The sequence below is a fragment of the Blastococcus sp. Marseille-P5729 genome (genome assembly GCF_900292035.1).
In the GTDB taxonomy this organism is placed as follows: Bacteria; Actinomycetota; Actinomycetes; order Mycobacteriales; family Antricoccaceae; genus Cumulibacter.
In genome coordinates this window covers 882,969-902,967 of sequence record NZ_OMPO01000001.1, presented here as the reverse complement: position 1 = coordinate 902,967, position 19,999 = coordinate 882,969, and the positions used below count along the sequence as shown (strand labels likewise).

Annotated in this window: 23 protein-coding genes; 17 read left to right on the top strand and 6 right to left on the bottom strand. The window is 67.5% G+C overall.

The window, feature by feature from the left end; translation table 11 throughout:
- Nucleotides 1-48 precede the first annotated feature (48 nt).
- The gene (locus DAA40_RS04445) at nt 49-1,428 is read left to right on the top strand and encodes an FAD-binding oxidoreductase (protein ID WP_106848465.1); all 1,380 of its coding nucleotides are present in this window, start codon (nt 49-51) and stop codon (nt 1,426-1,428) included.
- 123 nt (nt 1,429-1,551) lie between these two features.
- Entirely contained in the window at nt 1,552-2,745 is a 1,194-nt protein-coding gene (locus tag DAA40_RS04440; RefSeq protein ID WP_106848464.1) for an acyl-CoA dehydrogenase family protein, read from the top strand.
- A gap of 83 nt (nt 2,746-2,828) precedes the next feature.
- Here DAA40_RS04440 and DAA40_RS04435 read toward each other — a convergent pair whose 3' ends face one another.
- Nucleotides 2,829-3,422, bottom strand: a complete 594-nt coding sequence (locus DAA40_RS04435; RefSeq protein WP_106848463.1) for a TIGR03086 family metal-binding protein — start codon at nt 3,420-3,422, stop codon at nt 2,829-2,831.
- A 70-nt stretch (nt 3,423-3,492) separates the two neighbouring features.
- On the opposite strand from DAA40_RS04435, the gene DAA40_RS04430 reads away from it, so the two are divergent.
- Nucleotides 3,493-4,416 carry a helix-turn-helix domain-containing protein gene (locus DAA40_RS04430; protein WP_106848462.1) on the top strand — a complete coding sequence of 308 codons (924 nt, stop codon included), beginning with the start codon at nt 3,493-3,495 and terminating at the stop codon, nt 4,414-4,416.
- Nucleotides 4,417-4,683: 267 nt separating this feature from the next.
- Complete coding sequence (locus DAA40_RS04425) at nt 4,684-6,114, top strand: aldehyde dehydrogenase family protein (RefSeq protein ID WP_106848461.1); 1,431 nt, start codon at nt 4,684-4,686, stop codon at nt 6,112-6,114.
- 59 nt (nt 6,115-6,173) lie between these two features.
- On the opposite strand, the gene DAA40_RS04420 is transcribed toward DAA40_RS04425, so the two are convergent.
- Nucleotides 6,174-6,770: a TetR/AcrR family transcriptional regulator gene (locus tag DAA40_RS04420; protein ID WP_106848460.1), complete on the bottom strand. Its 597-nt coding sequence runs from the start codon at nt 6,768-6,770 to the stop codon at nt 6,174-6,176.
- Nucleotides 6,771-6,832: 62 nt separating this feature from the next.
- On the opposite strand from DAA40_RS04420, the gene DAA40_RS04415 reads away from it, so the two are divergent.
- Nucleotides 6,833-7,342, top strand: a complete 510-nt coding sequence (locus DAA40_RS04415; RefSeq protein WP_106848459.1) for a DUF4188 domain-containing protein — start codon at nt 6,833-6,835, stop codon at nt 7,340-7,342.
- A 268-nt stretch (nt 7,343-7,610) separates the two neighbouring features.
- On the opposite strand, the gene DAA40_RS04410 is transcribed toward DAA40_RS04415, so the two are convergent.
- Together DAA40_RS04410 and DAA40_RS04405 are read right to left on the bottom strand one after the other, a co-directional pair.
- A complete protein-coding gene (locus DAA40_RS04410; protein ID WP_158716232.1) occupies nt 7,611-9,485 on the bottom strand; it encodes an HNH endonuclease signature motif containing protein in 1,875 nt (624 codons plus the stop codon).
- A gap of 92 nt (nt 9,486-9,577) precedes the next feature.
- On the bottom strand, nt 9,578-10,120 hold the full coding sequence (locus DAA40_RS04405) for a CGNR zinc finger domain-containing protein (protein WP_106848457.1): 543 nt from the start codon (nt 10,118-10,120) through the stop codon (nt 9,578-9,580).
- Nucleotides 10,121-10,195: 75 nt separating this feature from the next.
- Between DAA40_RS04405 and DAA40_RS04400 the strand changes: the two genes are divergently transcribed.
- From DAA40_RS04400 to DAA40_RS04385, 4 genes are read left to right on the top strand one after another with little or no spacing between them, the layout of a single operon-like run.
- Nucleotides 10,196-11,149 (top strand): DMT family transporter, encoded by a 954-nt coding sequence (locus DAA40_RS04400; protein WP_199849505.1) that lies wholly within the window; start codon nt 10,196-10,198, stop codon nt 11,147-11,149.
- A gap of 10 nt (nt 11,150-11,159) precedes the next feature.
- Complete coding sequence (locus DAA40_RS04395; protein ID WP_106848455.1) at nt 11,160-12,218, top strand: biotin/lipoate A/B protein ligase family protein; 1,059 nt, start codon at nt 11,160-11,162, stop codon at nt 12,216-12,218.
- Between the two features lie 36 nt (nt 12,219-12,254).
- Nucleotides 12,255-12,992, top strand: a complete 738-nt coding sequence (locus DAA40_RS04390; protein ID WP_106848454.1) for an AAA family ATPase — start codon at nt 12,255-12,257, stop codon at nt 12,990-12,992.
- Nucleotides 12,993-13,014: 22 nt separating this feature from the next.
- Nucleotides 13,015-13,917 (top strand): rhodanese-related sulfurtransferase, encoded by a 903-nt coding sequence (locus tag DAA40_RS04385; RefSeq protein ID WP_199849504.1) that lies wholly within the window; start codon nt 13,015-13,017, stop codon nt 13,915-13,917.
- A 20-nt stretch (nt 13,918-13,937) separates the two neighbouring features.
- Here DAA40_RS04385 and DAA40_RS04380 read toward each other — a convergent pair whose 3' ends face one another.
- Both DAA40_RS04380 and DAA40_RS04375 read right to left on the bottom strand, forming a co-directional pair.
- Nucleotides 13,938-14,396, bottom strand: coding sequence for a Clp protease N-terminal domain-containing protein (locus DAA40_RS04380; RefSeq protein WP_158716231.1), 459 nt, complete (start codon nt 14,394-14,396; stop codon nt 13,938-13,940).
- Nucleotides 14,393-14,593, bottom strand: a complete 201-nt coding sequence (locus DAA40_RS04375; RefSeq protein WP_106849257.1) for a hypothetical protein — start codon at nt 14,591-14,593, stop codon at nt 14,393-14,395. The genes DAA40_RS04380 and DAA40_RS04375 overlap by 4 nt, the downstream gene beginning before the upstream one ends.
- Nucleotides 14,594-14,692: 99 nt before the next feature.
- On the opposite strand from DAA40_RS04375, the gene DAA40_RS16090 reads away from it, so the two are divergent.
- From DAA40_RS16090 to DAA40_RS04335, 8 genes are all read left to right on the top strand, one after another.
- A complete protein-coding gene (locus DAA40_RS16090) occupies nt 14,693-15,148 on the top strand; it encodes a hypothetical protein (RefSeq protein WP_158716230.1) in 456 nt (151 codons plus the stop codon).
- 161 nt (nt 15,149-15,309) lie between these two features.
- Nucleotides 15,310-16,551 carry a CpaF family protein gene (locus tag DAA40_RS04365; protein ID WP_234356235.1) on the top strand — a complete coding sequence of 414 codons (1,242 nt, stop codon included), beginning with the start codon at nt 15,310-15,312 and terminating at the stop codon, nt 16,549-16,551.
- Nucleotides 16,548-17,402, top strand: coding sequence for a type II secretion system F family protein (locus DAA40_RS04360; RefSeq protein WP_106848450.1), 855 nt, complete (start codon nt 16,548-16,550; stop codon nt 17,400-17,402). The genes DAA40_RS04365 and DAA40_RS04360 overlap by 4 nt, the downstream gene beginning before the upstream one ends.
- Nucleotides 17,399-18,340 (top strand): type II secretion system F family protein, encoded by a 942-nt coding sequence (locus DAA40_RS04355; protein ID WP_106848449.1) that lies wholly within the window; start codon nt 17,399-17,401, stop codon nt 18,338-18,340. The genes DAA40_RS04360 and DAA40_RS04355 overlap by 4 nt, the downstream gene beginning before the upstream one ends.
- A 33-nt stretch (nt 18,341-18,373) precedes the next feature.
- Nucleotides 18,374-18,577, top strand: coding sequence for a hypothetical protein (locus DAA40_RS04350; RefSeq protein ID WP_158716229.1), 204 nt, complete (start codon nt 18,374-18,376; stop codon nt 18,575-18,577).
- Entirely contained in the window at nt 18,549-18,971 is a 423-nt protein-coding gene (locus DAA40_RS04345; protein WP_106848447.1) for a TadE family protein, read from the top strand. Before DAA40_RS04350 ends, DAA40_RS04345 begins: the two co-directional genes overlap by 29 nt.
- Entirely contained in the window at nt 18,968-19,429 is a 462-nt protein-coding gene (locus DAA40_RS04340; RefSeq protein ID WP_158716228.1) for a TadE/TadG family type IV pilus assembly protein, read from the top strand. Before DAA40_RS04345 ends, DAA40_RS04340 begins: the two co-directional genes overlap by 4 nt.
- Nucleotides 19,426-19,890 carry a pilus assembly protein TadG-related protein gene (locus DAA40_RS04335; RefSeq protein ID WP_106848445.1) on the top strand — a complete coding sequence of 155 codons (465 nt, stop codon included), beginning with the start codon at nt 19,426-19,428 and terminating at the stop codon, nt 19,888-19,890. The genes DAA40_RS04340 and DAA40_RS04335 overlap by 4 nt, the downstream gene beginning before the upstream one ends.
- Nucleotides 19,891-19,999: the final 109 nt, after the last annotated feature.

Genomic DNA, 19,999 nt, shown 5'->3' with positions numbered 1-19,999 from the left:
TACGCCACCGACTTGACCGCGCAGCCCACAACGCAATAGACAGGTGCGATGTCGATCCTGCCGTTGCTGCGCGAGCGTCTGCCCGACGACATCATCGTCACCGATGCCGACCTGCTCGCGTCGTACGCCGTGGACCGCGCTGCCTGGGCGCGCGCCGGCGTCCCGGCCTGCCTGGTGCGGGCCCGATCGACCCGGGACGTGCAGGACGTCGTCCAGGCGTGCATCGAGAGCGGCACACCCGTGGTCGCGCGTGGCGCCGGTACCGGGCTGTCCGGTGGTGCGAACGCCCTCGACGGGTGTGTCGTGCTGTCTCTGGAGGCGATGAACGAGGTCGTCGCGATCGACCCGGTGGAGCGCACCGCCGTCGTCCAGCCCGGGGTGATCAACAACGACCTGCGCGACGCGGTGGCCGAGCACGGCCTGTGGTACCCGCCCGATCCGGCGAGCTCGGCCTGGTCCACGATCGGCGGCAATGTCGCGACGAACGCCGGCGGGCTGTGCTGCGTGAAGTACGGCGTCACCCGCGAGTACGTGCTGGGGCTGGAGCTGGTCAACGGCCGCGGTGAGATCGTCCGGGTCGGACGCCGTACCGCCAAGGGCGTCGCGGGATACGACCTGACCGCGCTCATGGTCGGCTCGGAGGGCACTCTCGGCATCGTCACTGAGGTGACGGTGCGACTGCTGCCGGCCCGGCTCCCGGAGATCACTGTGGCCGCTCACTTCGACACCCTGGCGCAGGCCGGCGATGCGATCGCGGGTGTGGCGCGGGCCGGGATCATCCCGTCCGTGCTGGAACTGCTCGACAGCTTCACATTGAAGGTTGTCGATGAATGGAAGAACCTCGGCGTCTCCAGCGAGGGCAACTACATGCTGCTGGCGAACACCGACCTGCCCGGTGAGTCGGGAGAGCGAGAGGCCCGCGCGCTGCAGGAGGTCTTCGACGCGGCGGGCGCAGGCTTCACCGCGATCGCGTCCGACCAGGAAGAGGTGGATGCGTTGTTCGCGGCCCGCCGGCTGGCCTACTTCGCGCTCGAGCGGCGCGGTCCGGTCATCACCGAGGACGTGTGCGTACCGAAGGCGAAGGTGCCGGAGATGATCCGGCGTCTGGAGGAGATCGCCGCGGGCCGCGGCGTCTACATCGCCACCGTCGCTCACGCCGGCGACGGCAACCTGCACCCCTGCATGCCGCTGCCCGCGGACGCCAGCGAGGAGCTCCAGCAGGCCGCGCTGGCGGCCTTCGACGACATCATCGACGCCGCTATCGAGCTGGGTGGGACCGTCACTGGGGAGCACGGCGTCGGCCTGCTGAAGATGCGGGGACTGGCCAAGGAGGCCGGGCCCGAGGTGATCGCGATGCAACGCGCGGTGAAGGCCGCCCTCGATCCCCACGGCGTCCTCAACCCCGGCAAGGTCGTCGAGACGGCGTGACGCGCGGGTTCTGATGATGTGCAGGTTCTCACGCGACCCAGTGCCGTGGCGGACGCCGTCCGCCAGGTAACTTCATTGGCAACCGAATCTGGTTCGAAACGCTCATATCCACGGAGGCAGCGCATGGCTCGCTTGGCCCAGACCCCAGGCTTGACGGATATCCAGAAGGAGATCCTCGGCACCGTCCGGCAGTTCGTCGACAAGGAGATCATCCCGAACGCCCAGGCGCTCGAGCATGCCGACGAGTACCCCGAGAAGATTCTCGACGGCATGAAGGAGATGGGCCTGTTCGGCCTGATGATCCCCGAGGAGTACGGCGGTCTCGGCGAGTCGCTGCTCACCTATGTGCTGTGCGTCGAGGAGCTCGCCCGCGGCTGGATGAGCATCTCCGGCATCATCAACACCCACTTCATCGTCGCCTACCTGATCAAGCAGCACGGCACCGATGAGCAGAAGGAGTACTTCCTTCCGAAGATGGCCACCGGCGACGTCCGCGGCGCCTTCTCGATGTCCGAGCCCGGCTGTGGCTCGGACGTCTCGGCCATCACCACCAGGGCCGTGCAGGACGGCGACGAGTGGACCATCAACGGCCAGAAGATGTGGCTGACCAACGGTGCCTACTCCTCGGTCGTGGCCACCCTCGTCAAGACCGACACCGGTGCTGACTCGGTCTACAAGAACATGACCACCTTCCTGCTGGAGAAGGAGCCGGGTTTCCGGACCACCGGCGGGCTGACCATCCCCGGCAAGATCGACAAGATGGGCTACAAGGGCGTCGAGACCACCGAGATGGTGCTCGATGGCCACAAGGTGCCGTCGTCCGCAGTCCTCGGCGGTGAGGAGGGCGTCGGCCAGGGCTTCTACAAGATGATGGACGGCATCGAGGTCGGCCGAGTCAATGTCGCCGCGCGCGGCTGCGGTGTTGCGATCCGCGCCTTCGAGCTGGCGATCAAGTACGCGCAGGAGCGCGAGACCTGGGGCAAGCCGATCATCGACCACCAGGCAATCGCCTTCAAGCTCGCCGAGATGGCCACGGACGTCGAGGCGGCGCACCTGATGATGACCAACGCGGCGCGGCTGAAGGACGCCGGCACCCGCAACGACATCGAGGCCGGCATGGCCAAGATGTTCGCCTCGGAGGCTGCCGCGCGGGTGACCACCGAGTCGTTCAAGATCCACGGCGGCTACGGGTACTCCAAGGAGGCAGAGATCGAGCGGCTTATGCGTGAGGCGCCCTTCCTGCTGATCGGCGAGGGGACCTCGGAGATCCAGAAGCAGATCATCAGCCGTGGCCTGATGCGCGACTACAAGAACTAGAGCTAGCCGCTGATCCTTCCTGCAGCACGCTGTGCCGGGGCTCCCCGCGCGGGAGTCTCGGCACGATGCGTCGCGCGGCGGGGCTAGGACCCGCTCCACCCGGGGTCGCGGCCGGCGAACCCGACCAAGCGGTCCAGCGCGCCGGCGTCCTGCGGCACGTCGACCTCGGGCCCGAACCAGCCGCCCTCGCCGCGGGAGTCGGGCGTGACCATCGTGGTCAGGAACTCGCGCGCCGACTCCGCAGCGCCCTCGTCCGGCGTCCACCGCTGACCGGTCGCGGTGGCCAGATCCCAGCCGTGCACGAGGTACTCGCCGAGGATCATCGACAGGGCCATGTCGCCGGGCATGCCGGAGTCGCCGATGGACAACGGTCGCGTGGCCGCGCCGCCGCGGACGGCGTCCGCCAGGGTCTTCGCCGCGGACCGGATCCTGGGCCCGGCCTCGTCGGTCGCGACTCGGACGTCGCTCACGTCGCTGGACGGGCACTGCCCGTCGGTGCTGGCAAAGCCGGCGGCGAAACTCTCCAGCCAGCCGGTGATGTGGCCGGTGAGGGCCGCGACGTCGAACTCGGCGCAGGGCGTCGGTGCGGAGCGCTGGTCCTCGCGGACGCCGTCCGCTACCGCGGCGAGGTCGTCGAGGACGGGGATGAGTTGGTCGAGGGTCTGCTGGGGTTTCATGCATTCAGGATCGCGCCGGGCGAAGTGCCGATCTTGAAGAAACGCGACAGCCGCGCGCTACCGTGTGGGTATGTCGTCGTCCGTACCGGACTACCCCGCATCGGGCCACCCCGCGCCGGGCGATCGCGCATCGGACCAGATCACCCGCGACAGCCGCGGGATCCTGAATCCAGGCCGGATGCGCGAACACGCCGACTTCGTGCGGCTGGAGCCGACCGACGCGCTGGGCGGAATCGTGCAGTGGTTCTGGGCGGTGCGGTGGTCCATGCCGGACGGCGCGGAGTTCGTGCAGCCGGTGCTCTCCCATCCGAGCGCGAACCTGAGTGTCGGGCCACGAAGCAGCCGCGGGTTGGACGACGACTCCATCGGGGCCACCGCAGTGGGTGTGGTGACGAGCATCGATCGCAGGCGGCTTCGCGGTACCGGCTGGAATGTTGCGGCGAAGCTCGAGCCGGGTGCTCTCGGGGCCTTTCTCCACACGGACGCGACCGAGCTCACCGACCGGATCGTGCCGCTCGGCGACGTCATCGACGTCGATGGCGCGCACCTCGCCAGCGAGATGACCGCGGCGGGGGAGACGGGTTCGCAGGTCGCCGTGCTCGCCGACGCGCTCGCCGACGTGCTGGAGCGGGCCGATCCGCAGCGGCTACGGGGCGCCCGGGAGGCCGCTGCGCTGGGCTCGCTCATCGAACGGGATAGGTCGATCCGAAACGTGGCGCAGCTCAGCCGGGCTACCGGCTTGGGCGCCCGCACCATGCAGCGGTTGTTCCGCGAGCACGCGGGCGTCTCGCCGCTGTGGATGATCCGCCGCTACCGGCTGATTGAGGCGGCCGACGCTGCCCGGTCCGGACAGCCCCGGTCGTGGAGCGAGCTGGCCGCCAACCTCGGCTATGCGGACCAGGCGCACCTGTCACGAGACTTCAAGGCGACCGTCGGCATGTCGCCGCGGCAGTACGCCGCCTCGGTGACCGCCGTGGACGACGGACGCCACTAGGTCGAGTTGCGACGTCGTTCGCGGACGCGGGTGGGCTCCCGGCTGGTCCGTTCTGCGGTCATCGGCGAGGGAGTGCACGGCTACATGAGGACTTCTTTCATCGGGTGACCTGCGAAGACCGGCTCGTGGATGCGTGTATGCCGCTGTGCGTCTAGGGTGAGTAGAGGACGACGATTTGACATAAATGTCAGGCGATTTTCTATAGAGTCGTTGCTACTACGCGGGGAGTCCTGCCCGCGCTCCCACGAGATCAAGGGGAAACGAAACATGCGTCAGTACGACAAGTTCTACATCAACGGCGAGTGGGTCGATCCGGCCCAGCCGAAGTCGCTCGACGTCATCAACCCGTCGACCGAGGAGGTCGCCGGGGCGATCTCGCTCGGCAGCGAGGCAGATGTCGACAAGGCCGTCGCAGCCGCGAAGGAGGCCTTCAAGACCTGGGGGCAGACCACGCCCGAGGAGCGCGCCAAGGTCATCGAGCGCGTCATCGAGGAATACAAGAAGCGTTACGACGATCTCGCTGCCGCCGTCTCCGAGGAGATGGGCGCGCCTGAGTTCCTGGCTCAGAAGGCGCAGGCCGCGATGGGCGTGGCGCATCTGAGCACCGCGCTTGAGGTTCTGAAGAACTACGAGTTCGAGGAGGACAAGGGCACCACCCGCATCGTCAAGGAGCCGATCGGCGTCTGCGCGATGATCACCCCGTGGAACTGGCCGCTGAACCAGATCACCTGCAAGGTGGCACCGGCGCTCGCGACCGGCTGCACGATGGTGCTCAAGCCGTCCGAGGTCGCACCGTTCTCGGCGTACATCTTCGCGGAGATCATGGATGCCGCCGGCGTCCCCAAGGGTGTCTTCAACCTCGTGAACGGGGACGGCCCGACCGTCGGCACGGCGATGTCCAGCCATCCGGACGTCGACATGGTGTCGTTCACCGGCTCCACTCGCGCCGGCATCGAGGTCGCCAAGAATGCGGCGCCGACCGTCAAGCGCGTGCAGCAGGAGCTCGGCGGTAAGAGCCCGAACATCATCCTGGACGACGACATGTTCTCCAAGAACGTCGCTGCGGGCATCGGCGCCGTCATGCAGAACACCGGCCAGTCCTGCAACGCCCCCACCCGCATGTTCGTGCCGAAGGCACGCATGGGTGAGGTCGAGGAGATCGCCAAGCAGGTCACCGAGAAGTTCCAGCCCGGCGCGCCGGACTCGGGCGCCAAGATGGGGCCGGTCGTCTCGGAGACGCAGTTCGGGAAGATCCAGGACCTGATCAAGAAGGGCATCGAAGAGGGCGCGACCGTGGCCGCGGGTGGCGACGGCAAGCCGGAGGGCATGGACAAGGGCTACTTCGTCAAGCCGACCGTGTTCACCAACGCCTCGAACGACATGACGATCGCCCGCGAGGAGATCTTCGGCCCGGTGCTCACCGTCATCGGCTACGACGACGTCGATCACGCCGTCGAGATGGGCAATGACACCCCGTACGGTCTGGCCGGATACGTCGCCGGTGCCGACCACGAGCAGGCCATGAAGATTGCCTCGCGCCTGCGCGCCGGCCAGATCGCCGTCAACAACGCCGCGCCGGACCCGAACGCGCCGTTCGGTGGCTACAAGCAGTCCGGCAACGGCCGCGAGTGGGGCGAGCACGCGTTCGCCGACTTCCTCGAGGTCAAGGCGGTCATGGGCGCGACTGCGAAGTCCTAGTCCGGCTAGCTACACCATTCACGCGAGGGGCCCGCTTCGGCGGGCCCCTCGTCATTGTCTCAGGAGTGCGGGAACCAGGCCCGCACGATGGAGTCCAGGTGCGCGTAGTAGGCGGCGACGGATCGGCGGGGACCTTGCGGGGTCATCCCGGCCAGCTCGAGCGTCGTCCAGCCGTGCACGCCCGCCCAGATCGAGGTGCTGATCTGCTCGGTCGTCCCGGCCGACGTAGGGAAGAGACTCAGGGAGCGCTGCACCGCGTCGATGAGGGGCTCGATGGCGGCACCCGGTTGACCGAAGGCAGGACGTTGATCACTGGTCTGCTTGCGGTCGCCGAACATCACTGCGTAGAACGCGGGATGCTCCAGGGCCCAGGCGCGATACGCGAGCCCGAGCGCTCGTAGATCGCTCAGCGGGTCGGAGGTCCGGGGCACCCCCTGCTGGGATGCGGTGAAGCTCTCCGTGACTGAGGAGGTGACTGCCTCAATCAGGTGATCGCGTCCACCGAAGAGGGTGTAGATGGTCGTGGTCGTGCATCCGCAGGCCCGTGCCAAGGGGCGCAGTGCGACCGCTTCGGTGCCCGCCTGCGCGATTACCGCCGCGGCCTGCTCGATGAGCAGATCCCTGGTGGACTCGTCGTACTTCCGTGGGCGCGGCACTTGACGAGGCTAGCATAACGATGTTTCATAACAGTGTTATCGCTACGAGGGGGAGCAGCGCGATGGGAATTCTGGCTGGCAGGCACACGGTTGACTCCGACCGTGACGTGACGGTGTTCCTGATTGGGATGAGGGTCAACCAGCCGTGGAAGGTGCGTAAGTGGCTTCCGGTTGCCAAGGCGATGTCGCCGATGCTGAGGCATCTCTCTCGGGACAAGGCCTCGGGACTGCTCGGCTTCAACCAGTGGTTCGGCCGGACGACGATGCTGTTGTCGTACTGGGATTCCCCGGAGCACCTACAGCGGTTCGCCGCTGATGCGGACGCGCCGCACCTGGAGCCGTGGCGTCGTTTCGTTCGTAGCGTCGGAGACGATGGCACGGTCGGCATCTGGCATGAGACCTACGTGGTGCCCGCGGCCAATCGCGAAGTGGTGTACGTGAACATGCCGGCCTTCGGCCTTGGCAAGGCTCTCGGCGCGCGACCGGTAGGTAGCGGAATGCACACCGCCAAGCAGCGTCTGTCCCGTCACCCGGAGTCCCTGCCCGACCGACCGCAGGCTGCTCAGCCCTAGCCCTTACCCGGCGGTCGCTTCCCGGTGGTCATCACCCCGACTCCGGCTCCTGGTTTCGACTCGCTGGCGCTCGCTCAACCCAAGCGTCGCCGTCGCTCAGTACAAGCAACCGGAGGCGGAGGAGTACTCGCAGCAGGTCCTTCTGGTGGTCGTCGACCCCGGTGGTCATCGATCGGAGTGAGGCGAGGGAGGAACGACCGAGGCCGAGCGGAGCGGAGATGGCGGTAGCGGCGTGTGGACTCATCCCGGGATCGCTACGCGTCGCTGATTATCCGGTGAATGCCGGTGCTGGCTGTTCGCGCCCGGCGGCTGCGTCGAGGTAGCTGCCGATGAGGTCGGCGGCGTCGCGGTAGAAGGCGTCGCGTTGCTCGTCGGGTACTGATGCGGCGATGAGCTGGACGAGCTCGTCGATGTCCTCGGCCGGGTCGATGAGGCCGGTGAGGTCATGGTCTGTGGGCGGGCTCCCGCCGCCGCGGTCCCGTTCTCGTTCGGCGCGGTCGCGCTCGGCACGTCTGATTGCGTCGGCGAGGTCTTGGATCTCGTCTTGGCAGGGGATCTTGATGCGGGCGTTGATCTGCGGTTGCTGCTCACGGTCGATCCATGCTGGCGGGGTCCAAACCGGTATCCCGTTCACGATGTCGACGGCCCAGCCGCGTTTGTCGAACTCCCGGTGGTGGTATCCGCACACGAGGGTGAGGTTGTCGAGGTCGGTCTGTCCGCCGGCCCACCACGGCACCACGTGGTGCCGTTGGCACCAGTCCGGCGGTGCTTCGCACCCGGGGAACGAGCAACCGCCGTCGCGGGCGATGAGTGCGTGGGTCTGGGATGGTGATGCGGTGCGCCGCTCCCGGCCGTAGGCCACGATGCCGCGGGTGTTGCTGATCCAGACAGGGATCAGGACGGCGTCGCGGGCGAGGCGCATCAGCTCGGTGATCGTCAGACCATCACCGCCGGCAACGTGTCCGGCGGCCCGTTGGGCACTGCGTCCGGCGTGGTCGTCCTGCAGCCGGGCGAGGGACTCGATGAGCTGGTCGAGGTCGATGGTGATGTGCACGGTGGCGGCGGTCCCGCCGGTGGCGGGGACGCCGGCGAGGTCGAGGAGGCGCTGGCAGGCGTCGTGGAGTGCGTCGTGGGTGCGTTGCGCCGCGGTGCGGTCATCCGCCCCGGCCTGGTCGTCGGCGGGTCGGGGTGCGGCGAGGGGTCCGATGGCGGCGTCGAATAGGGCTTTCAGCTCCCGCGTGAGGAATCCGGTGAGCTTGTGGGTGCCGTCCCGGCCGAGCGGTCCGATGGTGACGCCGCGGCGCGCCTGCGCGACATGCTCACTCGGCACCGCGCCGTCCGGATTCACTGCCTGCTCGACGGCCGCCGCAGTGGTCTGCAGCTCGGCGTGCGTCAGACCGGCCGCGTGCCGCACCAGTAGTTGTTCAGCGAGCTCGCGCTTCTCGTTGTCGAGGTCGCCGTTGTCGTGGACGCGTTTCATCGCTTTGTTGATCACATCGACCTGGTCGGTCGAGACACCCTGCCCATCGCGGACCGCGTCCGCGAGCAGCGGGAGGCGCGGCGGGGTGATGCCGCTGCTGAACCCGTTCTGCGGCAACAACTGCTCGGCGCGCTTCACGCGGGCGTTCGCCTCGCCCTTGCTGATGTGCAGGGTCTGGGCGAGGGCGAGCGGGATCGAGGAGACGCACACGTGCGTGTGCAGCTGGTCCTCGGTCGCGGCCTCCACGACGTGTGAGTCGATCATGATCAGGCGGGTGCGGTGGGCCTCCAGGCGCTGCGCCATGGTGATCAGCCGGTCCGGGCCCAGGGCGCCCAGCTCGCCGGCCTCACCGATCGCCAGCAACTTCTCGAACCCGCGCTGCAGATGCTCGAAGGCTTCATCCAGATCGGCGTCCAGCTCGCGGGCCAAATCACTGGCCAGCCACAACCGCTCGGCATCGGCCGGCGACCCGGCTGCCGCGGTCACCCAGTCGGAGTCCGCCGCGGAGACTCCATAGACACCTGCGGGCATCTCCGCTGCGCTCGGCGTCGCTCGTTCCTCGCTCGCCTCACTCCGGTCGCTTGTACTGAGCGACGAAGGAGTCGAAGTGATGACCACTGGGGGTGGGGGCGTGGGGAGGTCGCCGGTGTGTTCGTTGTCCACGGGGCCACCTCCTCGGATCATGCTTCAATCGTACACACGTTCGAGTAGTACGTCAAGGGGTGGACGGGATTCGTTACGGGAGAAGGAGGGGGCTACTGGCTCGTCTTTGCCTGGCGAGCGCGGTAGGCGCCCACGGCTGCCCTGTTGCTGCACTGGGTGGAGCAGAAGCGGCGTGAGCGGTTGCGGGTGAGGTCCAGCACGATTCCCTCGCACTCCTCGTCCGCGCAGACGGCGAGCCGTGACAGCTCGTCGGTGCGGATGAGGTCGATCATCCCCATCGCGGTCTCGGCGGCAACGCGCTCGAAGAAGGGCTGGTCTGAGCGCCATGCGTGCAGGTGCCAATCCTGGTCATCGTGGCGCACCAGCTGCGGCTCGCGCCCGTACTCGCGGAGGATCTCATTGGCGAGCTCTGCGGCCTCGTCGCGACCGGCGAGCAGCAAGGCTCGAAGCCGTGGGCGCAACGCTCGGATCTGTTCGAGCTCGCGCTGGGAGCCATCGCGTCGTCCGGTGTATCCGAGGTCGGTGAAGAACCCCTCGAGCGACTCGGTGCTCGTGAGGGTGTCGGGCTCGACCGCCGAGTTCACCAGCGCCACAGCGCTGCGCAGCATGACCTCGGTGTCATCTGCGAAAACCATGTTGACACCTTACAAGGTCGGGTCGTAGCGTCATCGGCCATGAGGCTCGTAGGTAATGACGCTCGACGGAGCGTGATGACAGCGGGGCTGTTGTTCGCGCTCCTGTCCGCCGGCTCGTTCGGGGCGTCGGGCTCGCTGGCGCGTGGGCTACTCGAAACAGGGTGGACGTCGGGCGCCGCCGTCCTTGCACGCATCTCGATCGCGGCTGCGGTGCTCGCCATCCCCGCTGCCGTCGCGTTACGCGGCCGGTGGTGGCTGCTGCGCAGCAACGCGGGCATGATCGCCGCGTACGGGATGATCGCGGTCGCCGGTTGCCAGCTGACCTACTTTCTCGCCGTGGAGCGAATGTCGGTCGCGGTCGCGCTGCTGATCGAGTACACGGCGCCGGTGGCGGTCGTCGTGTGGATGTGGCTGCGGCACGGGCATCGTCCCTCCAGGCGCACTGTGATCGGCGGCGTGATCGCCGGCGCCGGGCTCGTTCTCGTGCTGGACCTCGCCGGCGCGGCGCGGGTGGATGGAGTCGGCCTGTTGTGGGCGCTCGGTGCGATGATCGGCGCCGCGACCTACTTCGTGCTCTCGGCACATCCCGCGGACGGCCTGCCGCCCATCACGCTCGCCGGGTCCGGACTGGCCGTCGGGGCCATCGCGCTCGCCGTCGCCGGTGTCATCGGGATCGTTCCGATGCGCGCCTCGACCAGTGACGCTATCTACGGCGGGAGCTTGGTGGACTGGTGGGTCCCGGTGCTGCTGCTGGGTGTGGTCACTGCTGCGATCGCCTACACCACGGGGATTGCGGCTGGACGGCGGCTCGGATCCCGGCTGGCCTCCTTCGTCGCGCTGTCGGAGGTCGTTGCAGCGATGGTCTTCGCCTGGCTGCTGCTCGGCGAGCTTCCGGGTGCCATCCAGCTACTCGGAGGCGTCCTGATCCTCGTCGGCGTCGTCCTGGTCAAGCTGGGCGAGAAGGACGTCGTGATCGACGAGCCGGAGGCGGCGACGGTTGCCCGTGCCGCGGTCATGGATCGGCCATAGCCTAGACCGCATGACCGACCTACGACGTGGTGAGTACAAGGTAGCCGGCGGCAAGCTCGTCGCGGCTGATGTTGCCGTCCGGAACGGCGCGATCACCGAGATGCACATCAACGGTGACTTCTTCTTGGAGCCAGACGAGGCCTTGCCGCGACTGAACAACGCGCTGGTCGGGCTTCCCGAGACGGCAACCGTCGAGACGATGACCCGCCATCTCGATGCCGCGGTGAAGGGCGCCCATCTCGTCGGGTTCACGACGTCCGCGGTGGCGATCGCGGTCCGCCGGGCGCTCGGGTTCGCGACCGGCTGGGCCGACCACACCTTCGCGGTGGTCCACCCTGCGCCCATGTCTCCCGCGATGCATCTGGCGCTCGACGAGGTCCTCACCGCTGAAGTGGGGGCCGGACGACGTCCGCCGACCTTGCGCTTCTGGGAGTGGTCCAGTCGTGCGATCATCATCGGCTCGTTCCAGTCGTTGCGCAACGAGGTCGACGCCGACGAAGCGGACGCGGCCGATGTGAGCGTCGTACGCCGGATCTCCGGCGGAGGTGCGATGTTCGTCGAGCCGGGCAATGTGGTCACCTACTCGCTGTACGTGCCCTCGTCGTTGGTCGAGGGTCTGAGCTTCGAGCAGTCCTACTCCTTCCTTGACGACTGGGTGCTCGGCGGGCTGCGCAGCATCGGCATCGACGCCCACTACCAGCCGCTGAACGACATCACCTCCCCGCTGGGCAAGATCGGCGGGGCCGCACAGAAGCGGCTCGCCAATGGGGGAGTGCTGCACCACGTGACGATGTCGTACGACGTGGACGCCGACCTGATGCTGCGGGTGCTGCGCATCGGCCGTGAGAAGCTCAGCGACAAGGGCACGAAGTCGGCGAAGAAGCGAGTCGATCCGTTGCGCAGCCAGACCGGAATGCCGCGAGAGCAGGTCATCGAGGCGTTGAAGGACCACTTTCGCGAGCGTTACGACACCGTCGACGGACAGCTGACGGACGACGAGCTCGCCCGCGCACGACGCCTTGCCGAGGAGAAGTTCAGCAACCCGGAGTGGACCGCCCGCGTTCCCTGACGCCGTCGTGTCAGGGGGCTTTTCTAGGCTGGCCTCATGGCGAACGACTGGGCGAAGCCGCTGCCGGTGCGCCAGCTGGCACCCGAGCGCAAGGCGGAGGTCGACCTCCGCCGGTGGCCGGCGACGATCCCCGCCGTCCGTCAGTTACTCAGTGACGGAATGGAGCTCGGGCACGCCACCGTGCTCGTCGGCGCCAACGGCACCGGCAAATCGACCATCGTCGAGGCGCTGGCGATGGTCTACGGGATGAACGCCGAGGGCGGGTCGACCGGCGCCGCGCACCGCACCTTCGACAGCGAGTCGCCGCTGCACGAATGGTTGCGCATCGTGCGGGGTCCGGGAGCCACCAAGTGGGGCTACTTCGTCCGCGCGGAGACGATGCACGGCCTGTTCACCTATCTCGAGCACAACCGGGAAGGCAGTACCGATCCGGTCTTCCACCTGATGAGCCACGGCGAGTCGTTCCTGCGAATCCTCGACACCAGCCGTTTCCGCGGCGACGGGCTGTTCGTGATGGACGAGCCAGAGGCGGGGTTGGCCTTCTCCGCGCAGCTCGTTCTGCTGGGAAAGCTGATCGCCATGTCCGAGCGCGACGGCACCCAGGTCGTCCTGGCGACGCATTCCCCGATCCTGGCGAGCTTCCCGGGTGCGAAGCTCATCGAGCTGGATGCCGACGGCTTCCACGAGACGACGTGGGAGAAGCTCGCCGTGGTAGGTGACTACCGCCGCTTCATGGCCGATCCGCAGCGCTACCTGCGGTACCTGACCGAGTAACAGGCCTCGTTAGGCTGGATGGATGCAGCCCAGTCGCACCAGCGACGGTCGTGTGGTCATGCCGAAGATCGTCCTGTTTTACCTCTTCACGCCGCTCGCCGATCCCGAGTCGATCCGGCTGTGGCAGCGCGAGCTGTGCGAACGATATGACCTGACCGGCCGCATCCTCATCTCCAAGGACGGCATCAACGGCACCGTCGGCGGCGCGATGGCCGACGTGAAGCGCTATGTGCGCCGCACCAAGGAGTACGCCGCCTTCAAGCAGATCGACTTCAAGTGGAGTGACGGCACCGGCGAGGACTTTCCGAGGCTGTCGGTGAGGGTCCGCGATGAGATCGTCACCTTCGGCGTCCCGGACGAGGTCAAGGTCGACAAGGACGGTGTGATCGGCGGCGGCACGCACCTGAGCCCTGAGCAGGTGCACGAGCTCGTCGCGGATCGCGGTGACGATGTGGTCTTCTTCGACGGCCGCAACGCTATCGAGGCCTCCGTCGGTCGGTTCCGAGGCGCCGTCGTCCCCGACGTGACGACGACTCGCGACTTCATCCGTGAGCTCGACTCGGGCAAGTACGACGATCTCAAGCAGCGACCGGTGATCTCCTACTGCACGGGCGGCATCCGCTGCGAGGTGCTCTCGGTGCTCATGAAGAACCGAGGGTTCGAGGAGGTCTACCAGATCGACGGTGGCATCGTCCGGTACGCCGAGGAGTACGGTGACGACGGTCTGTGGGACGGCTCGCTGTTCGTCTTCGACAAGCGGATGACCGTCGACTACTCCGACCATACGAAGGTGATCGGCGAGTGCGCGGTGTGCGGTGCGGCGACCAAGGAGTTCCTGGACTGCGCCCGAGACGACTGCAAGGCGCTCGAGGTCGTGTGCGGTACCTGTCAGGAACGATCGTCGTACTGCACGGCGCATCGCTGATCCAGCCGTCGGAGTCACGCTCAGGCGGTCAGCTCGTTGAGCAGCTTGGTCGGATCGATGCCGAGCCGCTCGATCAGCTCGCGGACGACGTCCGGACCGCCGACCAGTAGCAGCGCCTGCAGGATGTCGCGCGCCTCCATCTTTCGCGAGCGGCGGGCCTTGGCGGTTCGCTGCGCGGTCTCCAGAGTGCTTTTGGCGCCGTGGCTGAGATCCAGGTGTCGCTCGATTCCCGGGACCGCCGCGACCGGCAGGTCGACCGGCTCCACCCCGACCGACCGGAGTGCCTCCGCGTCGATTGCCGACAGCACTCGACGTCCCTCGTCGGCGGTCCGTTCGCCCCACAGAGGTGCGAGGGTGGGGTCGTGAAGCAGCGCGAGCAGCAGGTGCTCGTTGCCGAGCAATGCATCGCCGCGCAGGCGGCACTCGGTGGTGGCCGTCGTCAGGACGTCGCGGAGGACGCCGGTCGACCTGGTGATCACAGGATCCTCCCGTACTTCTTGTGCACCGCTTGCTTGCTGACGCCGAGCGCGTCGCCGATCTGCTCCCACGACCACCCCGCCCGGCGGGCCCCGGTGACGTGCTTGAGCTCGAGCCGGTCGGCGAGCTTGCGCATCTCGACCACGGACCGCAGCCCGACCGCCGGGTCGGGAGTGCTGGTGTCGACTGCGGTTCTCATGATGTCAACTATGGTTGACGTTGGATTCGGTGTCAACCCCGGTTGACCGCAGTTCGCTGCGGGCATACTGCGAGGAGACCGCGAACGAGGCAGCGAGAGATGACCCAGCCCGATGATGCGCAGTTCCTCGCCGACTTTGCGACGCTGAGCGCGTTCGGAGCCACCGGCAACGGCGGTGTCGAGCATCAGGCAGCGAGCGAGGCGGACGGCGAGCAGCGAGCCTGGATGGCCGGCCTGCTGGAGAAGTACGGGGCGGTGGTCGAGTACGACGAGGTAGGCAATCAGCTCGGGCGTTTCGAGCTGCGGCCCCGTGCGCCGTACGTGATGGTCGGCTCGCACCTCGACTCGCAGCCCACGGCGGGCAAGTACGACGGTGCCTACGGAGTGCTTGCCGGGGCGCACGTCGCGGCCCGGTTGACCGCCCGCTGGCGCGAGGAGGGACACACCCCGACGTACAACTCGCCGACGACCAATGCGCCGAGGACGGCGGCGGTGAGTGGCGAGAGCAGGACGAGCAGGGCGGTTGCGGTCACCGGGAGCATCCACAGGTCGTAGGCACGCATGCGCCGAAGGAAGCCGAGCAGGCCACGACGATCCATGCCGACGATCTGGTGCGGTCGACCAAATAGAGCGCGTCTGTGGACAACTGGGAAATGGCGGGCTGCCTGGTTATATTCCTAGCGACCGGTAAACGCTACGCACACGGGGAGTGCCTGGTGGCTCAGTCAGCTCAGGAGGTCGTCGACTCCGAAGTCCGCGAGCTGATCCGTCGCCGTGGAATCGACCCACTGGCGGACGCCACTGCGGTCCGTCATCTCATCGACGAGGTCATCAATGACTACGGGGACCGCGCGCTGACCTCATCCCTACCGCCGATCCCTGATGCCCAGTCGCTCGCGGCATCGCTGCTCAGCACGGTCGCCGGCTTCGGCCCACTACAACCGCTGCTCGACGATCCAGAGATCGAGGAGATCTGGGTCAACGCGCCGGACCGGGTATTCGTCGCCCGGCGCGGGGTGAGCGAGCTGACGACGATCATTCTGACGGCATCCGAGCTCGCCGATCTGGTCGAGCGGATGCTGCGTACCTCCGGACGCCGGCTCGACCTCAGCACGCCGTTCGTGGATGCGCTCATGCCTGATGGCTCCCGGCTGCACGTCGTCATCCCTGACGTCACGAGACGGCACATGGCTGTCAACATCCGGAAGTTCATCGTGAAGGCGCAACGCCTGAACGAGCTGGTTGCGCTGGGAACCCTGACACCGCATGCGGCGGCGTTCCTCGACGCGTCGATGATGGCCGGGCTCAACGTGATCGTGGCCGGTGGCACGCAGAGTGGCAAAACCACCTTGCTGAACTGCCTTGCCGCGGCCATACCTCCGAAGGAACGGGTGGTCACCGTCGAGGAGGTCTTCGAGCTCCGCGTGCCGCTGCCGGACGTGGTCTCCATGCAGACCCGCCAAGAGAACCTAGAGGGACAAGGCGCGATCTCGCTGCGTCGGCTGATCAAGGAATCGCTCCGGATGCGCCCTTCACGGATCATCGTGGGTGAGGTCCGCCAGGCGGAGGCGCTGGACATGCTGATCGCGCTCAACAGCGGCCTGCCCGGTGCATGCTCGATCCACGCCAACTCCGCGCGGGAAGCGGTGCAGAAGCTGTGCACGTTGCCGCTACTGGCGGGCGAGAACATTTCCGCGGCGTTCGTCGTCCCGACCGTCGCCAGCGCCGTCGACCTCATCGTCCATACGCGTCTCGAGACCGGTGGACGGCGACGAGTGTCCGAGATCGTTGCCCTCTCAGGCCGCACGGAAGGCTCCATCGTTGAGATGACTGATGTCTTCCACACGCAGCGCGGCCAGCTCGTTCGAGGACAAGGCTTCCCTCCGCATCCGGATCGCTATGAGCGCGCGGGGATCGACCTGCCCCGGTTGCTGGACCCGGCCGGTGGCCGATCATGACCGGCGCGCTGCTCGGGTTGACGTTGGGCGTCGGGCTGTTGCTGATCTACTCGTCCTTCACGACCGACCCTCCGTCGCGGACCCACCGAGGCACCTCCCGTCGTCAGCTGCTGCTGGCCGAGGCCGGGCTTCGTTCAGTCTCGAGCGCACAGCTCTGGATCGCTCAACTGTCCCTCGCGGTCATCGTGGCGCTGGTCGTGCTGCTCAGCACGACCTCGGTCGTGATCGCCTCTCTGTTCGGCATCTTTGGATTCCTGGCGCCCACGTGGTGGGTGCGTCGGCTGCATGCTCGGCGTCAACGCGATCTCCGCGAGGTGTGGCCAGAGGCCATCGACCACCTCACGAGCGCCGTCCGTGCCGGGATGTCGATACCCGAGGCGCTCGGCGCCCTGTCTGTTCGTGGCCCGGAGGCGCTCCGCGAGCCCTTCGCTCAGTTCGATGCTGACTACCGTACGTCGGGCCGCTTCACCGACTGTCTCGATGCACTCAAGGAGCGGCTCGCAGATCCGATCGGTGACCGGGTCTGCGAGACGATGCGCGTCACCCGGGAGGTTGGCGGCAACGAGCTGGGCACCGTCCTCAGGACGCTCGGCCGCTTCATTCGCGAGGAGTCTCGAATCCGAGGTGAGATCGAGAGCCGCAAGCAGACCGCGGTCAACGGCGCCCGGCTCGCTGTTGCCGCCCCGTGGCTAGTCCTACTGCTGTTAGGTACCCAGTCGCCGACTCTCGCGGCGTACGACACGCCCCTTGGCCTCGTTGTCCTCGTAGCCGGCGCGATCGTCTGTATAGGAGCGTATCGCTTGATGCTGCGGTTAGGCGCTCTGCCAGAGGAACGGCGGGTGCTGCGATGAGCCTCGGGGTGACCGGAGCCCTCCTCGGGCTCGTTGCCGGTCTTGGTCTGCTGGTGATGGTCTTCGGCTCGCCGCCGGCCCGGCGCGTCACGCTCGCCGATCGGATCTCGCCATTCGTGCGTGAGCAGCCGCGCCCCTCGAGTCTGCTCGGCGTCCCCGAGCCGTCGCGGCACGACAGCGGCATGCTCCGTTTCATCACTCCGAGCGCGCGATCGCTGAGCGCAGTCATCGACAGATGGGTCGGCGGCGCTGCCTCCGTACGTCGCCGGCTCGATGCCCTGGGAGACGGACGAACCGTCGAGGACATCCGCTTCGAGCAGGTCACCTGGGGAGCGATAGGGGTCGCGGTCGGCACTGGGCTCGGTGCGCTGGTCACGCTCGCGAGCGGCCGGTTACAGATCGCGTCGATCCTGCTGCTTGCGGCTGCCGGCGGGGTCGGCGGAGTCCTGGGGCGCGACTGGTGGCTCACGGTTCAGGTACGCAAGCGCAATGAGCGGATCATCGCCGAGTTTCCTGTCGTGGCCGAGCTCCTGGCGCTCGTGGTCACCGCGGGTGAGAGCCCGCAGGGAGCCCTGGAGCGCGTCTCCCGCCTCGTCGGCGGCGAGTTGGGTCGAGCGCTGCAGACCGCGCTCGCCCACACCCGGAGCGGTACCCCGCTCACCGAGGCGCTCGAGCAGATGGCGCGGGCGAGCAACCTCGAGCCGCTGTCCAGATTCATCGACGGCCTGGTGATCGCTCTCGAGCGTGGTACGCCCCTGGCCGAGGTGTTGCGCGCGCAGGCGGCCGATGTGCGCGAACAGAGCAAACGTCACCTGCTCGAGCGCGGGGCACGGAACGAGATCACCATGATGGTGCCTGTCGTCTTCCTGCTGCTGCCCACGACCGTCGTCTTTGCGCTGTTCCCTGGGCTGCTTTCCATCATCCAGCTGTCTCAATGACAATCGACTTGCCATACCACCAGAGGGGGCTACATGAGTAAGGCAATGTGGCTGATGCTCCGCCTGACGGCGTTGCTCGTCCGTCCACTGAACGGCCGGCGTGACCGTGGCGATGTTCCCGGCTGGGTCATGGTGGTCGTGATGACGGCGGCACTTGTCATCGCCATCCTGATCCCGTTCCGAGAGGCGATCGTCGAGGCCATTCAGAATGCCCTCAACTCGGTCACCGGCCAGTAACCACGGCCGCGAGGGCGAGCGCGGTTCGGCGATCGTCGAGTTCAGCATGGTCGCGGTGCTGCTGTCGGCGCTCTTCTTCGTCGTCCTGCAGGTCGGCATCTACCTCTACCAACGCAGCGTCATCTCCAGCAGCGCTCTTGCCGGTGCACGGTTCGCCGCCAACGCGAACGTCGACACGACGGCGGGAGGACCGCGCGCCGCCGAGCTGATCTCCGATGCCCTGTCGGACGGCGTCCTGGATGGCGTGAGCTGCACGGCGACCGAGGAGGTGGGGGCCGACGGACTGGTGCTGGTCGTTGTCGAATGCTCGGGCTCGGTCCCCTCCATCGTGAGCGCGCTGGGTCCGCTGCTGCCGATCGACGCCACCGCACGGGTGATCGAGGAGGGGCAGTGACACGGCCTCGTCGACTGGTCCGGCTGCGTGACGAGCGTGGCTCCGGCATCGTCGAGTTCGTGCTGCTGGCGGTCGTGATCTTCGTTCCGCTCACCTATGGGGTGTTGGCGTTCAGCTCTGTGCAGCGCACCGTGCTCGCGGCCACCGACGCCGCTCGTCAGGCTGGCCGGGCGATCGCCACCGCGGACTCGCCGGCGCAGGCTGTCACGCGAGCCACCTATGCCGCTGAGCTCGCCGCGGCGAGCCAGAACGTCTCCGCCGACGACCTCCAGGTCTGGACGGCGCCCGCTCACTCGGATTGCTCGTCGTCGACGAACACCTACTCCGTCGGGCTGCTCAGTGGCGAGACGTTCGCGGTGTGCGTGCAGATTCCCATTCGGCTCCCGCTGATGGCCGGCCTGCTGGACGCCAACACGGCAACCGGCAAGTACGTCGTTGCGATGGACTCATTCCGGTGAGCGTGATGGGCGGCCTGCAGCGCGATGGTGGACAGGACTGTCGCCAGCGGGCAGGCGAGCGGGGATCGACGATTCCGCTGATGATCGGCTTCTTCATCCTGGCGGGACTGATGCTCACCGGGGGAGTCGTTGCCTCGTCCGCGTTCCTGCAGCTGCGCTCGCTGCAGTCGGCCTGCGACGGTGTGGCGGCCGCCGCCGCGAACGGGTTCGAGCGGGGCGGGACCACCCTCGGTGAGGGCCTGCCCTTCGACCCTGCCGCAGCGCAGTCCGCGGCGACGGCGTACGCGGCTCAGGCGTGGGGCAGCGAGGCTGCCGATATCGGGCTGGCCGTGGCCGTCGACGATGACCGGGTCGTCGTCCAATGCACGAAGACGGCGCACGTGCCATTCGAGGCGGTGATCTCGCCTGGCGGTATCTCGCAGACCGTCACTGCTTCAAGCCGAGCGCCGCTCGAGGGTTGAGGCGCCGCTGCGGGTCACACGATGCGACGACTTGCCGGAACGACGGTGTTGCCGCCGGCGTCCATCGCTTATCTTCATGGCCGGCAGCACCGACCGCATCCGGCCAACC